At 64.7% G+C, this 15,102-nt stretch carries 13 protein-coding genes; 12 read left to right on the top strand and 1 reads right to left on the bottom strand.

The window, feature by feature from the left end; translation table 11 throughout:
* Window positions 1-3 precede the first annotated feature (3 nt).
* The 12 genes from EJ078_RS15585 (at window position 4) to lpdA (ending at window position 13,375) form a co-directional block, all read left to right on the top strand.
* Entirely contained in the window at window positions 4-543 is a 540-nt protein-coding gene (locus EJ078_RS15585) for a protease inhibitor Inh/omp19 family protein (protein ID WP_067323653.1), read from the top strand.
* 77 nt (window positions 544-620) lie between these two features.
* On the top strand, window positions 621-1,817 hold the full coding sequence (gene zapE, locus EJ078_RS15580; protein WP_127404019.1) for a cell division protein ZapE: 1,197 nt from the start codon (window positions 621-623) through the stop codon (window positions 1,815-1,817).
* Window positions 1,818-2,206: 389 nt separating this feature from the next.
* A complete protein-coding gene (gene mdh, locus EJ078_RS15575) occupies window positions 2,207-3,175 on the top strand; it encodes a malate dehydrogenase (RefSeq protein WP_067323649.1) in 969 nt (322 codons plus the stop codon).
* Between the two features lie 25 nt (window positions 3,176-3,200).
* A complete protein-coding gene (gene sucC, locus EJ078_RS15570; RefSeq protein ID WP_127217124.1) occupies window positions 3,201-4,394 on the top strand; it encodes an ADP-forming succinate--CoA ligase subunit beta in 1,194 nt (397 codons plus the stop codon).
* Window positions 4,395-4,399: 5 nt separating this feature from the next.
* On the top strand, window positions 4,400-4,771 hold the full coding sequence (locus EJ078_RS15565; protein ID WP_127217125.1) for a cupin domain-containing protein: 372 nt from the start codon (window positions 4,400-4,402) through the stop codon (window positions 4,769-4,771).
* 3 nt (window positions 4,772-4,774) lie between these two features.
* Window positions 4,775-5,272, top strand: a complete 498-nt coding sequence (locus tag EJ078_RS15560; protein ID WP_127217126.1) for a DUF1579 family protein — start codon at window positions 4,775-4,777, stop codon at window positions 5,270-5,272.
* Between the two features lie 12 nt (window positions 5,273-5,284).
* The gene (gene sucD / locus EJ078_RS15555; RefSeq protein WP_067323640.1) at window positions 5,285-6,187 is read left to right on the top strand and encodes a succinate--CoA ligase subunit alpha; all 903 of its coding nucleotides are present in this window, start codon (window positions 5,285-5,287) and stop codon (window positions 6,185-6,187) included.
* Window positions 6,188-6,313: 126 nt separating this feature from the next.
* Window positions 6,314-9,301: a 2-oxoglutarate dehydrogenase E1 component gene (locus EJ078_RS15550; RefSeq protein WP_127404020.1), complete on the top strand. Its 2,988-nt coding sequence runs from the start codon at window positions 6,314-6,316 to the stop codon at window positions 9,299-9,301.
* A 51-nt stretch (window positions 9,302-9,352) separates the two neighbouring features.
* Window positions 9,353-10,645, top strand: coding sequence for a 2-oxoglutarate dehydrogenase complex dihydrolipoyllysine-residue succinyltransferase (gene odhB / locus EJ078_RS15545; protein WP_067323636.1), 1,293 nt, complete (start codon window positions 9,353-9,355; stop codon window positions 10,643-10,645).
* 124 nt (window positions 10,646-10,769) lie between these two features.
* The gene (locus tag EJ078_RS15540) at window positions 10,770-11,192 is read left to right on the top strand and encodes a hypothetical protein (protein ID WP_245307513.1); all 423 of its coding nucleotides are present in this window, start codon (window positions 10,770-10,772) and stop codon (window positions 11,190-11,192) included.
* Window positions 11,189-11,944, top strand: coding sequence for an SDR family oxidoreductase (locus EJ078_RS15535; RefSeq protein WP_067323632.1), 756 nt, complete (start codon window positions 11,189-11,191; stop codon window positions 11,942-11,944). Before EJ078_RS15540 ends, EJ078_RS15535 begins: the two co-directional genes overlap by 4 nt.
* Window positions 11,945-11,968: 24 nt before the next feature.
* Complete coding sequence (gene lpdA / locus EJ078_RS15530) at window positions 11,969-13,375, top strand: dihydrolipoyl dehydrogenase (protein WP_127404021.1); 1,407 nt, start codon at window positions 11,969-11,971, stop codon at window positions 13,373-13,375.
* Window positions 13,376-13,920: 545 nt separating this feature from the next.
* Here the strand turns inward: lpdA and EJ078_RS15525 are convergent.
* Complete coding sequence (locus tag EJ078_RS15525) at window positions 13,921-14,985, bottom strand: TraB/GumN family protein (protein ID WP_127404022.1); 1,065 nt, start codon at window positions 14,983-14,985, stop codon at window positions 13,921-13,923.
* Between the last annotated feature and the right edge of the window lie 117 nt (window positions 14,986-15,102).

The raw sequence follows: 15,102 nt of genomic DNA, 5'->3' as shown, positions 1-15,102 counted from the left end.
GGAATGATTTTTTCGAAGACTGGCCTTTTGGCCGTATCGCTGGCCGCGCTCGTTGCGAGCGGCTGCTCGACCTCGCGCTTCTCATCGATGGACGATCAGCAGCCGGCGCCGCTCACGCCGGCGCCCTCCGGCACGGTGACGCAGAACCAGCTGCCGCCGCCGGCTGCTCCGGGCACCACCGACCCGTCGCAATTCCCCACCGCGCCGAAGAACAGTCAGATGGCTTCGCTGCCGCCGGACGGTTCGGCGCCCACGGGCGCCGCGGACCTGACCGCGGCCAGCGTCGCCGGCGTCTGGAATGTCAGTGTCTCCGGCCAGAGCTGCAAAGTGGCGACGCCGCAGACCAAGTTCGGCGCCGGCTACCGCGCCGGTCCGCTGCATTGCCCGGCTCCGATCGACGGCATCAAGTCGTGGAATGTCGCCGGCAAGCAGCTGACGCTCTACGACGAAAACGGCGGCACGCTGGCCAGGCTCTATTCCTCCGGCGGCGAAAAGTTCGACGGCCAGACTTCCAACGGCCAGCCGATCTCGCTTACAAGGTAGGGCAGACCCTCCCCTATTGTTTCACGCAGTTTCGGACGGCAAGCCGCTTTCCGAATTGCCCGAGAACGACGTGACCTATGCACCTGCGTGACGGCCTTCAGACGCATGCGACCGTCAGGCAGCGCTACGACCATCTGGTGGAAACCGGCGTGGTCGAACGCGATCCTGCGCAGGAGCGCGTCGTCGCTGCGCTCGACCGGCTGACCGACGAGATCTCCGCAAAAAGGCTGGCGCAGAAATCGAGCGCGCTGGGCTGGCTGTTTGCGCGCAGCAACAAGCCGCGCGAGGCTGTCAAGGGCCTTTACATCCATGGCGGCGTCGGGCGCGGCAAGACGATGCTGATGGACATGTTCTTCGATCTCCTGCCGGTCAGGCGAAAGCGCCGCGTCCATTTCAACGATTTCATGGCCGACGTGCAGGACCGCATCCAAAAACACCGGGCGGCGCGCAAGAACGGCGATGTCAAGGAAGACGATCCGATCCCGCCGGTGGCGCGGGCGCTGGCCGAGGAGGCCTGGGTGCTGTGCTTCGACGAGTTTTCGGTCACCGACATTGCCGATGCCATGATCCTGTCGCGCCTGTTCTCGGCGCTGTTTTCCAAAGGCGTCGTGCTGGTCGCCACCTCCAACGTCGCGCCTCATGACCTTTATCGAGACGGCCTCAACCGGCAGCTTTTCCTGCCGTTCATCGGCCTGCTCGAACGTCATGCGCATGTGCTGACGCTGGATGCCGAAAAGGACTACCGGCAGGAAAAGCTCAACCGCTTGCCGATCTATGTCACGCCGGCCGACGCCGCGGCCGACCGCGCGCTCGACGACGCTTGGAAGACGATGACACATGGCAGGCCGACCGAGGCGATGACGCTGACGCTGAAAGGGCGTCAGCTCGTGGTCCCGCGCGCCGCCGGCGATGCCGCCCGTTTCTCCTTCGCCGATCTCTGCGAAAAGCCGCTCGGCGCGCGCGACTATCTGGCGATCGCCGACCGCTTCTCGACCGTCTTCATCGACCATGTGCCGGTGCTCGGCGAAGGCAAGCGCAACGAAGCCAAGCGTTTTATTCTGCTCATCGACACGCTTTACGACCACCACATGCGGCTGGTGATGAGCGCCGCGGCGCCCCCCGAAGGGCTCTACACCGCCAGGCGCGGCACGGAAGTCTTCGAATTCGAGCGCACCGTCTCGCGGCTGATCGAAATGCAGAGCCGCGACTGGCTGGAAGGCTGGGCGGAGAGGCGGCAAGTCGGGTCGGAGCCCGCGGAGGCTCGGCAGGCGTGAACGTAGCCGCCTGGAGTCGTCATCCTTAGACAGAGCGACGCGAAGCGATAAGCGCTTCGTCGCTTGAATGCGCACCTCCCAAACCGCTCGGCCGCCCCACTTGCCTCTGTCCGCCCGTCCTCAAATCACAACGGCGTCATCGCCGGGATGAAGGCCTTCTGATTTCATCGTTTATTGTATAAATTCTGTTCAGTTACCTTCGAAAATCTTGACGTTTACGTAATTCCCAATGCATCTAACCGATTGAAAACACTAGGTGCAAAATAACCGTTTGAATTTTCTCCATGCCGGAGCTATTGGGTTCGGCGAAATCCCGCGGTTTCCCGCATTTCTTCCGGCCCCCGGCCCCCGTCACGGCACCGTCACAGACAAAGGGAAAACATCCTGACATGGCACGCAACAAGATAGCGCTCATCGGCTCGGGCATGATCGGCGGCACGCTCGCCCATATGATCGGCCTGAAGGATCTCGGCGACGTGGTGCTGTTCGACATCGCCGAGGGCATTCCGCAGGGCAAGGGTCTCGACATCGCCCAGTCCTCGCCGGTCGACGGATTTGACTCCAGACTGACAGGCGTCAACGACTATGCCGGCATCGAGGGCGCGGATGTCTGCATCGTCACCGCCGGCGTGCCGCGCAAGCCCGGCATGAGCCGCGACGATCTTCTCGGCATCAATCTCAAGGTCATGGAACAGGTCGGCGCGGGTCTCAAGAAATACGCGCCGAAGGCGTTCGTCATCTGCATCACCAACCCGCTCGATGCCATGGTCTGGGCGCTGCAGAAGTTTTCCGGCCTGCCGACCAGCCATGTCATCGGCATGGCCGGCGTGCTGGACAGCGCCCGCTTCCGCTACTTCCTGGCGGAAGAGTTCAAGGTCTCGGTCGAGGACGTCACCGCCTTCGTGCTCGGCGGCCATGGCGATTCGATGGTACCAATGATCCGCTATTCGACCGTGTCGGGCATCCCGCTGCCCGACCTCGTCAAGATGGGCTGGACCTCCAAGGAGAAGCTCGACCAGATCGTGCAGCGCACTCGCGACGGCGGCGCCGAGATCGTCGGCCTCTTGAAGACCGGCTCAGCCTATTACGCGCCGGCGGCCTCGGCCATCGCCATGGCCGAATCGTACCTGAAAGACAAGAAGCGCGTGCTGCCCTGCGCGGCGCACCTGTCCGGCCAGTACGGCGTCAAGGGGACCTATGTCGGCGTCCCCGTGGTGATCGGCGCCGGCGGTGTCGAGCGCGTCATCGAGATCGACCTCTCCAAGGCCGAGCAGAAGATGTTCGACAATTCGGTGGCGGCCGTGCAGGGCCTCACCGAGGCCTGCACCAAGATCGCCCCGCATCTCGCCGGCAAGTAATCGTCCCTCTCTGGAGACCAAGCGCATGAACATCCATGAATATCAGGCCAAGGCGCTGCTGAAGTCGTTCGGCGCGCCCGTCGCAAGCGGCGTTCCGGTGTTCAAGGCGAGCGAGGCGGAAGCCGCCGCCAAGACGCTGCCCGGCCCGCTCTATGTGGTGAAGAGCCAGATCCATGCCGGCGGCCGCGGCAAGGGCAAGTTCAAGGAACTCGGCCCCGACGCCAAGGGCGGCGTGCGGCTGGCGAAGTCGGCGGCCGAAGTGGTCGCCAACGCCAACGAGATGCTCGGCCAAACGCTGGTCACCAAGCAGACCGGACCGGCCGGCAAGCAGGTCAATCGCCTCTATATCGAGGACGGCGCCGATATCGACCGCGAGCTCTATCTGTCGATCCTGGTCGACCGTTCCGTCGGGCGCATCGCCTTCGTCGTCTCGACCGAGGGCGGCATGGATATCGAGGCGGTCGCGCATGACACGCCGGAAAAGATCCTCACCGTCGCCATCGATCCGGAAAAGGGCGTGACGGCCGATGATGTGAAGAAGCTCAACGCCGCGCTGCAGCTCGACGGCGATGCGGCGCAAGACGGCGGCACGCTGTTCCCGCTGCTCTACAGGGCCTTCGTCGAGAAGGACATGAGCCTGCTCGAGGTCAATCCGCTGATCGTCATGAAGAACGGCCGGCTGCGCGTGCTGGACGCCAAGGTGTCGTTCGACAACAACGCTCTCTTCCGCCATCCCGACGTGATGGAGCTGCGCGACACCACCGAAGAGGATGAGAAGGAGATCGAGGCGTCGAAATACGACCTCGCCTATGTCGCGCTCGAGGGCAATATCGGCTGCATGGTCAACGGCGCCGGCCTCGCGATGGCGACGATGGACATCATCAAGCTCTACGGCGCCGAGCCGGCCAACTTCCTCGATGTCGGCGGCGGAGCCTCGAAGGAGAAAGTGACGGCGGCCTTCAAGATCATCACCAAGGATCCGGCGGTCGAAGGCATCCTGATCAACATCTTCGGCGGCATCATGAAGTGCGATGTCATCGCCGAGGGCGTGATCGCCGCGGTCAAGGAAGTCGGGCTGAAGGTGCCGCTGGTCGTGCGGCTGGAAGGCACCAATGCCGAGCTCGGCAAGAAGATCATCAATGACAGCGGCTTGAACGTCGTCTCGGCAGACGACCTCGACGACGCGGCCAAGAAGATCGTCAAGGCGGTGAAGGGCTAAAGCGGATGCCTCCGCGCAAGATAAATCTGGTCGAGGCGGCGGATGCGAAGATCGCCAAGGTCTTCGATCCGCACATCGCCGGCGACGTCAACGACAGCCAAGCCAAGGTCGCCAAGTTCGGCGAGGTTTTCGACTGGCACGCGCATGATGACGAGGACGAGGCCTTCCTCGTGCTGCGCGGCAAGATCGCCATCGATTTCCGCGACGGGCCGGTCGAACTCGGCGAGGGCGATTTCATTGTCGTGCCGCGCGGCGTCGAGCATCGGCCGCGGTCGCTGACTGTCGAGCCCGTGGTGCTTATGTTCGAGCCGGCGACCACCCTCAACACCGGCAATGCCCGAAGCGACCTCACCGTCACCGATCTGAAGCGGCTCTGAGCCATGAACGCGACGCCTTTCTCATCCCTCTCGGCCGATCACCAGCGCCTGCAGGCGCTGGTCGGCGCGTGGCGTGGCGAGGAAGATGTCGCGGCGACGCAATGGACCGATGCCGGCGCCGCGACTTCGGAAGTGCTTGCGGACGCGCAGTTCGGCGGCCAGTTCGTGGTCCAGCGCTACCGCCAGCGCCGCGACGGCACGATCTCGTTCGGCGCGCATAATGTGTTCGGCTTCGATCAGCCGAACGACGTCGTCACCATGCATCAGTTCGACTCGATGGGTTTCGTGCCGGTCTCACCGGCTACGGGCACATGGAACGGCAACGAGCTTGTGCTGGAACGGTCGTCGCCGCGCGGCTCGGCTCGCGTGACTTACAGCTTTGACGGCACTGATACTTACCGCATGCGATTGCACTTCAAGCCCGCCGGCAGCGACGCCTGGCAAGACATGGTGAGCGGCCTCTACCGGCGCGTTTCGCCTTCCTCGATCAACGGTTTTTAGAAAAGGGGCGCGATGTCCATTCTCGTCGACAAGAATACCAAGGTGCTGGTGCAGGGCCTGACCGGCAAGACCGGCACCTTCCATACCGAGCAGGCGCTGGCCTATCACGCCACCAAGATGGTTGGCGGCGTCCATCCGAAGAAGGGCGGCGAGACCTGGACCGGCGCGAAGGGAGAGACCCTGCCGATCTTCGCCACCGTCGCCGAGGGCAAGGAGAAGACCGGCGCCACCGCCTCCGTCATCTATGTGCCGCCGGCGGGCGCGGGCGAAGCGATCATCGAGGCGATCGAGGCCGAGATCCCGCTGATCGTCTGCATCACCGAGGGCATCCCGGTTATGGACATGGTCAAGGTCAAGGCGCGGCTCGACCGCTCCTCCTCGCGGCTGATCGGCCCGAACTGCCCGGGAGTTTTGACCCCCGACGAATGCAAGATCGGCATCATGCCCGGCAACATCTTCCGCAAGGGCTCGGTCGGCGTTGTTTCCCGCTCGGGAACGCTTACCTATGAAGCGGTCTTCCAGACCAGCAATGTCGGCCTCGGCCAGACCACTGCTGTCGGCATCGGCGGCGACCCGGTCAAGGGCACCGAGTTCATCGACGTGCTCGAGATGTTCCTCGCCGACGACGAGACCAAGTCGATCATCATGATCGGCGAGATCGGCGGCTCGGCCGAGGAAGACGCCGCGCAGTTCTTGAAGGACGAGGCAAAGCGCGGCCGCAAGAAACCGATGGCGGGCTTCATTGCCGGGCGCACGGCGCCCGCCGGCCGCACCATGGGCCATGCGGGCGCGGTGATCTCCGGCGGCAAGGGCGGCGCGGAAGACAAGATCGCGGCGATGGAATCGGCCGGCATCAAGGTTTCGCCGTCACCGGCGCGGCTCGGCACGACGCTGGTCGAGGCGATCAAAGGTTAAGGGCGTAGGGAGTAAGCGAATAGGGCAGCAGGGAAAGATCAGCGGCAAAAATGCCCTACTCCCCTACTGCCTTACTCCCCTACTCCCTTCCACAAAAGGAGACGGAGCCAGGCTCCGCAGACGAAAATGGCAAGACAAGATCAGGCCAACGACCAATTCTCGCTCACCTCGTTCCTTTATGGCGGCAATGCCGACTATATCGACGCGCTCTATGCCGCCTATGAGGACAACCCCGGCTCCGTCGATCCGGAATGGCAGGACTTCTTCGCCGCGCTGAAGGACGACGCGGGCGACGTGCGCAAGAACGCCAAGAGCGCTTCCTGGGCGAAGCCGTCCTGGCCGATGCAGGCCAATGGTGAGCTGGTTTCGGCGCTCGACGGCAATTGGGGCCTGGTCGAAAAGCACATCGAAAAGAAGGTGAAGGAAAAGGCGGTCGTCAACGGCGCGGCCCTTTCCGATGCGGACGTTCACCAGGCGACGCGCGATTCCGTGCGTGCCATCATGATGATCCGCGCCTTTCGCATGCGCGGCCACCTGCACGCCAATCTCGACCCGCTGGGCATCGCCAAGCCGCTTGAGGACTATAACGAGCTGTCGCCGGAGAATTACGGCTTCACCGAAGCCGACTACGACCGGCCGATCTTCCTCGACAATGTGCTGGGGCTCGAGTTCGGCACCATCCGGCAGATGCTGGATATCCTCACCCGCACCTATTGCTCGACGCTTGGCGTCGAGTTCATGCACATCTCCGACCCCGAGGAGAAGGCCTGGATCCAGGCGCGCATCGAGGGCGCCGACAAGGAGATCACCTTCACCGCCACCGGCAAGAAGGCGATCCTGTCGAAGCTGGTCGAGGCCGAAGGCTTCGAGCAATTTATCGACGTCAAGTACAAGGGCACCAAGCGCTTCGGCCTCGACGGCGGCGAGTCGCTGATCCCGGCGCTGGAGCAGATCATCAAGCGCGGCGGCCAGCTCGGCCTGAAGGAGGCCGTGCTCGGCATGGCCCATCGCGGCCGCCTCAACGTGCTTTCGCAGGTCATGGCCAAGCCGCACCGCGCCATCTTCCATGAGTTCAAGGGCGGCTCGGCCGCTCCCGACGATGTCGAGGGCTCGGGCGACGTGAAGTACCATCTCGGCGCCTCCTCGGACCGCGAGTTCGACGGCAACAAGGTGCACCTGTCGCTGACCGCCAACCCCTCGCATCTGGAAATCGTCGACCCGGTCGTGATGGGCAAGGCGCGCGCCAAGCAGGACCAGCTCGCCGGCCGCGAGCGCGGCGAGATCGTGCCGCTGTCCGAGCGAGCCAAGGTGATGCCGCTGCTGCTGCATGGCGACGCGGCGTTCGCCGGCCAGGGCGTGATCGCGGAGATGTTCGGGCTCTCCGGCCTGCGCGGCCACCGCGTCGCCGGCACGCTGCATTTCATCATCAACAACCAGATCGGCTTCACCACCAATCCGCGCTTCTCGCGTTCGTCGCCCTATCCGTCGGATGTGGCGAAGATGATTGAGGCGCCGATCTTCCACGTCAACGGCGACGATCCGGAAGCGGTGGTGCATGCCGCGAAGGTGGCGACGGAATTCCGCATGAAGTTCCACAAGCCGGTGGTGGTGGACATGTTCTGCTACCGCCGCTTCGGCCATAATGAAGGCGACGAGCCGTCCTTCACGCAGCCGATCATGTACCGCAACATCCGCAGCCATAAGACGGTTGTGCAGGTCTATGCCGACCGGCTGATCGCCGAGGGTCACATCACCCAGGCCGAGGTCGACAAGATGCGGGCCGACTGGCGCGCGCATCTGGAACAGGAGTGGGAAGTCGGCCAGTCCTACAAGCCGAACAAGGCCGACTGGCTTGACGGCGCCTGGTCCGGCCTGCGCACGGCCGACAACCAGGACGAACAGCGGCGCGGCAAGACCGCGGTGCCGGTCCGCACGCTGAAGGAAATCGGCAAGAAGCTGACCGAGGTGCCGAAGGATTTCGAGGCGCACAAGACGATCCTGCGCTTCCTCGAGAACCGCCGCCAGGCGATCGAGTCCGGCGACGGCATCGACTGGTCGACCGCCGAGGCGCTGGCCTTCGGCGCCATCCTGCTCGACGGCAATCCGATCCGGCTCTCCGGCCAGGATTCGGAGCGCGGCACCTTCTCGCAGCGCCATTCCGTGCTCTACGACCAGCGTGACGAGACGCGCTACATTCCACTCAACAATCTATCTGCGGCCCAGGCCGGCTACGAAGTCATCAACTCGATGCTCTCGGAAGAGGCGGTGCTCGGCTTCGAATATGGCTACAGCCTTGCCGAGCCCAAGGCGCTGACGCTTTGGGAAGCGCAGTTCGGCGATTTCGCCAACGGCGCCCAGGTGGTGTTCGACCAGTTCATCTCGTCCGGCGAGCGCAAGTGGCTGAGAATGTCGGGCCTCGTCTGCCTCCTGCCGCACGGCTATGAAGGCCAGGGGCCGGAGCATTCCTCGGCCCGCCTCGAACGCTTCCTGCAGCTCTGCGCCGAGGACAACATGCAGGTGGCGAACGTCACGACGCCGGCTAACTATTTCCACATCTTGCGCCGGCAACTGAAGCGCGACTTCCGCAAGCCGCTGATCCTGATGACGCCGAAGTCGCTGCTGCGCCACAAGCGGGCGGTGTCGACGCTGTCGGAGATGGCGGGCGAAAGCTCGTTCCACCGCCTGTTGTGGGACGATGCGCAGCTGTTGGCCGACCAGCCGATCAAGCTAGTGAAGGATTCCAAGATCCGCCGCGTCGTGCTCTGCTCCGGCAAGGTCTATTACGACCTCTATGAGGAGCGCGAGAAGCGCGGCATCACCGACATCTACCTGCTGCGCGTCGAGCAGCTCTACCCGTTCCCGGCCAAGGCGCTGATCACCGAGCTGTCGCGTTTCCGCAACGCCGAGATGGTGTGGTGCCAGGAGGAGCCCAAGAATATGGGCGCCTGGTCGTTCATCGATCCTTATCTCGAATGGGTGCTGGCGCATATCGACGCCAAGCATCAGCGGGTGCGCTATACCGGCCGGCCGGCCTCGGCCTCGCCGGCCACCGGACTGATGTCGAAGCATCTCAGCCAGCTTTCCGCCCTGCTCGACGACGCGCTGGGCGAGTAAGCAGACCCGGACGAAACAGACCTCAAGAAGACAAGAGAACGGACAGGCACAATGGCTACCGAAATCCGCGTCCCCACTCTCGGCGAATCCGTCACCGAGGCGACCGTCGGCAAGTGGTTCAAGAAGGTCGGCGACGCGATCGCCGCCGACGAGCCGCTGGTCGAGCTCGAAACCGACAAGGTGACGGTGGAGGTGCCCGCCGCGGGCGCCGGGACGCTCTCCGAGATCACCGTCAAGGAAGGCGAGACGGTCAATGTCGGGGCGCTGCTCGGCTCGATTTCGGCCGGCGGCGCAGCCGCCGCTCCCGCCACCAAGCCGCAGGCGGTGGCGCAGGCCTCCAGTCCGGACGCCGCATCCACGACCAAGCAGGCCGCCGCCGAAACCGCCAAGATGGCCGGCGACGCCGGGCCGGTCGAGCCGCGCACCATGCCGCCGGCGCCGGCCGCGGCCAAACTGATCGCCGAGCACAATCTCTCGGTCGAGCAACTGACGGGCTCCGGCAAGCGCGGCCAGGTGCTGAAGGGCGACGTCCTCGATGCCATCGCCAAGGGCGCGCCATCGCAGCCGGCCGAGACGCCGAAAGCGGCTCCTGCTCCTGCTCCCGCACCGGTCGCGGCCCGCGCGCCGTCGACGGCCGACGATGCTTCGCGCGAGGAGCGCGTGCGCATGACCAAGCTGCGCCAGACCATCGCGCGCCGGCTCAAGGAGGCGCAGTCGACCGCCGCCATGCTCACCACCTTCAACGAGGTGGATATGAGCGCGGTGATGGCGCTGAGGGCCAAGTATAAGGACGTGTTCGAGAAGAAGCATGGCGTGAAGCTCGGCTTCATGGGCTTCTTCACCAAGGCCGTCACCCATGCGCTGAAGGAGATCCCGGCGGTCAATGCCGAGATCGACGGCGCCGACATCATCTACAAGAACTTTGCGCATGTCGGCGTCGCCGTCGGCACCGACAAGGGCCTGGTGGTCCCGGTCGTGCGCGATGCCGACCAGATGTCCATCGCCGAGATCGAGAAGGAGATCGGCCGGCTGGGCCTCGCCGCGCGCGACGGCAAGCTTTCGGTTGCCGACATGCAGGGCGGCACCTTTACGATCTCCAACGGCGGCGTCTACGGATCGCTGATGTCGACGCCGATCCTCAATGCGCCGCAGTCCGGTATCCTCGGCATGCACAAGATCCAGGAGCGGCCGGTGGTGGTCGGCGGCCAGATCGTCATCCGCCCGATGATGTATCTGGCGCTCAGCTACGACCACCGCATCGTCGACGGCAAGGAAGCGGTGACCTTCCTCGTCCGCGTCAAGGAAAGCCTGGAGGATCCCGAGCGGCTGGTGCTCGATCTCTGAGGTGGAGCATGAAGGCTCGCGGGCGGGGCGGCGAGTGAAGGCCCGTTGGCTCAGCACCGCGAGGCCGGTCGCGCTTGCCGCCGGTGCGGCTCTCGTAGCAGCCGATGCCCAGGCCGCTTGCCCGATCCAGCTTGCCGCCTATGGCGAGGCGAAAAGCGGCGCCGAGATCGATTTCAGCCCGACGGGTACCTCGGCGACGATCGCCAACACATTCCGCATGATACTCGACAACAATACCGTGCTCGATGGCATCGCCATGTGGACCGAGGGCTCCGCCGGGCGGCCGCACGGCTCGCTGATGTACAAATGCCCGACCGGCGACGTCACCGGCGAGGAGCTCGCCGCCTGCACGGTCTGGGAAGGCGTGATCTATAGCGCCGATGAGAAGGGCGTCGTGGGTCTGCTGCCGGCCGAGGGCGCGGATGCGCCGAAGAGCCTGATCTTTCCCGATCTCGGACCGTCGCTCGAAATGTCAGCCGCTTATGGTCCGGCGGGCTTCTCAAAAGTACCGTGGGACGTCTTTGCCCTGAAAGGCTGCCAGGAATGAATGCCGACAAGAAGACGCTGCTGGTCACCGGCGGCAGCCGCGGCATCGGCGCTGCCATATGCCGGCAGGCCAGTCGGGCAGGCTATGGGGTGGCGATCAACTATGTCTCCAACCGGGCCGCCGCCGAGGCGCTCGTCGCCGAGCTCGAAGCCGCGGGCGGCGAGGCCTTCGCGGTCAGGGGCGATGTCGGCAACGAGGCCGATGTGGTGGCGATGTTCGAGGCGGTGGACCGGGCCTTCGGCCGGCTCGACGCCTTCGTCAACAATGCCGGCATCGTCGACGTCAAGGCGCGTGTCGATGAGATGAGCGCCGAGCGGATCGAGCGCATGATGCGCATCAACGTCGTCGGCTCCTTCCTCTGCGCCCGCGAGGCCGTCAAGCGCATGTCGACCCGTCACTGCGGCAAGGGCGGCGCCATCGTCAATCTGTCCTCGGCGGCGGCACGACTGGGCTCGCCCGGCGAATATGTCGACTACGCCGCTTCCAAGGGCGCGATCGACACGCTGACCGTTGGTCTGGCGCGCGAGGTGGCGCTGGAAGGCATCCGCGTCAATGCCGTCAGTCCAGGCATCACCGAAACCGACATCCATGCCTCCGGCGGCCAGCCCGAGCGCGTGGCGCGGATGCAGGATCTGCTGCCGCTGAAGCGCGCGGGCACGGCCGACGAGGTCGCGAGCGCGGTTCTCTACCTTTTGTCGGACGCGGCCTCCTATATAACGGGCGCGATCCTGAATGTGAGCGGCGGCCGCTGAAGGCCAGACCAGAAGGACACCATCATGGCTTATGACGTCGTAATCATCGGATCGGGACCGGGCGGCTATGTCTGCGCCATCAGGGCGGCACAGCTCGGCCTGAAGACAGCGGTGGTCGAGAAGAACGCCACCTTCGGCGGCACCTGCCTCAATATCGGCTGCATCCCGTCGAAAGCCCTGCTCCACGCCTCCGAGATGTTCGCCGAAGCCGGTCATGCCTTCGATATGCTCGGCATCGAGGTCGGCGCGCCAAAACTCAATCTGAAGAAGATGCTGGCGCACAAGGATGCGACCGTGGCCTCCAACGTCAACGGCGTCGCTTTTCTCTTCAAGAAGAACAAGATCGACTCGTTCCGCGGCACCGGCAAGGTGATCGGCGCCGGCAAGGTGTCGGTCACCGGCGAGGGCGGCAAGGTCGAGGAGATCGAGACCAAGAACATCGTCATCGCCACCGGTTCCGACGTCGCCGGCATTCCGGGTGTCAAGGTCGACTTCGACGAGAAGGTGATCGTGTCCTCGACCGGCGCGCTGTCGCTGGCCAAGGTGCCGGGCAGTCTTGTGGTGGTCGGCGGCGGCGTCATCGGGCTCGAGCTCGGCTCGGTCTGGGCCAGGCTCGGCGCCAAGGTCACGGTTGTCGAGTTCCTCGACACCATCCTCGGCGGCATGGATGGCGAGGTCTCGAAGCAATTCCAGCGGCTGCTGTCCAAGCAGGGCTTCGAGTTCAAGCTCGGCGCCAAGGTCACCGGCGTCGCCAAATCCAAGAAGGGCGCCAGCGTGACGTTCGAGCCGGTCAAGGGCGGCGCGGCGGAAACGATCGAGGCCGATGTCGTGCTGGTCGCGACCGGACGCCGCCCCTATGCCGACAGCCTTGGATTGAAAGAAGCCGGCGTCGAGATGGACGAGCGCGGCCGGGTCAAGTCCGACGGGCATCTGAGGACCAACGTGCCCGGCATCTATGCCATCGGCGACGTCATTGCCGGGCCGATGCTGGCGCACAAGGCCGAGGACGAGGGCGTGGCGGTAGCCGAGACGATCGCCGGCCAGGCCGGTCATGTGAACTACGACGTTATCCCGAGCGTCGTCTACACCAGTCCCGAAATCGCCTCGGTCGGCAAGACCGAAGAGGAGCTGAAAAAGGCCGGCATCGACTACAAGGTCGGCAAGTTCCCTTTCAGCGCCAATGGCCGCGCGCGGGCCATGCTGCACACCGACGGCTTCGTGAAGATCCTCGCCGACAAGGCGAGCGACCGCGTGCTCGGCGTTCATATCGTCGGCTTCGGCGCCGGCGAGATGATCCACGAGGCGGCGGTGCTGATGGAGTTCGGCGGCTCCTCGGAAGACCTCGCCCGCACCTGCCATGCCCACCCGACCATGTCGGAGGCGGTCAAGGAAGCGGCGCTGGCCACGTTCTTCAAGCCGATCCATATTTAGGTGCTCGTCACGGCCGGCGCCGAACGCCCGAGGATGGCAAAGGTGTAGTTAAACAAAAACGGCCCGCCTTTCGGCGGGCCGTTCGTCGTGGAGCTATAGCCTGATCACGGAGACGGCGCAGGTGCCGGAGCCGGGGCAGGCGTCGGAGTGGGCGCGGGTGCCGGGGCTGGCGTCGGAGCTGGAGCAGGCGTTGCGGGCGCAGGTTCAGGCGTTGCAGGCGCCGGGGCCGGCGTCGTCGCGGCCGGCGGCTCGGAAGTCGCGGGGGCGTGCTCGCCACCGGTTCTGCCAAAAACATAATACGCAACAATGGCCAGGATAATGACAACTAGGGCGATCAGCCACCCGCTGCCGCCACCACCGCCCCTCGAGGGCGGCGTGCTCGACGGGGTGTAGGGGTCGTTAGGGTTCGCCATGAAACGTGTCCTCCTTGGAATGAAAGGCATCAAATAGCAGCCATCAACGCGCGGATCCCCTAATGGGTTTCACGCAGGCGGACGGAAAGCGCTGAAAAACCGGCATTTTCCGCTCCCCAGCCGCCAGACGACTCAGTTGACGGCGGTAACAATATACCCCGCTTTGCGGAAATCTTCGACCAGTCCGTCAGGGCCGGGCAGATGCAGCGCGCCGACCGCCATGAAGGCATTGCCCCTGGCCAGAATCGGCATGGCATGCGCGACCATGACCTTGTTGCGGCTGGTGATCATGGTCTGCTCGAAGGCGGCATAGCCGGCCTGGTCGTCCGCCGTGTCGGGCAGCACGGTGCGAAACAGCGGCCAGAACATGCCGACCTCGCCGCGTTGGTAGAGCACGATCATGGTTTCGTTGACGTCGTTCACCTTGTCGCCGAGCTTCAGCGTCTCGACCAACCCCTTCATGTGGTAGGCGAGCGGCAGCGAAGCCATGGCGCGCAGTTGGTCGACGGCGGTTTCCAACCCCTCGACGTCCTTGCCGGACGCTTTGGCGTCGGCGGCCAGCTTGACGTCCAGCACCGGCGCGCCGGCGCTCTGGCGCGCCACCTCGCAGGCCGGCAGCGCCACCATGGCCGACAGGATCCACGGCTTCATCTTGGCCACCGTCAGAGGCGGAATGCCGCGTGCATCGAGCCCCTTGTTCAGTACTGCCGCATCCTCGGGCGACAGCAGCGAGGATAGCGTCGTGTTGTCCGTGAACATCATCAGGCCAGGCTCGGCGGCCATGGCGGCCATCATCTTGGCCTTGTCGAGGGCGTCGGTGGTTTCGATGATGATGGTGTCGGCGCCTTCATAGGCTTTTTGGGCCGCGGCAGGCAGCGTGGTGACGCGCGCGTCCGTCATGTGCATGGTGCCGAAGAGATAGGACGGCTCCTCGCCTGGTTTCTCGAGCTTCCACAACAGCCCCCGGCCGTTTGGAACGGCGGCGGCTTCGGTCTCGACCTTCTTGAAGGCGGCGGGATCGCTCTTTGCAAGACCCGCCAGCAGGTCGCTGCCGCCGCAGGCGGGCGCTTCGGCATGCGCGCGGCCGGCCAGCAGCAGCACGAGCAGGAACGAAAGGAAAAACAGCAGGTTGAGCGCTGCGAGCAGCTTCAACGAGACGAGGGCCGCGCGGTCGGCGATGGCGATAACGCGTTTCATGGCAAGCTTCTTAAGGGCAAAAAGCGGCAAAACGGTTAATCGAGAGCCGAAATTGTTGTCGACCGGCTCGGATTCCCGGCGGCAGCGTTAGACGGGTGGCCCGGCGCCGATGGAAGG

The organism is Mesorhizobium sp. M1A.F.Ca.IN.022.06.1.1, from assembly GCF_003952605.1.
Classification (GTDB): Bacteria; Pseudomonadota; Alphaproteobacteria; order Rhizobiales; family Rhizobiaceae; genus Mesorhizobium.
The sequence above is the reverse complement of the archived record's forward strand: the minus strand, read 5'-3'. Positions and strand labels throughout refer to the sequence as shown.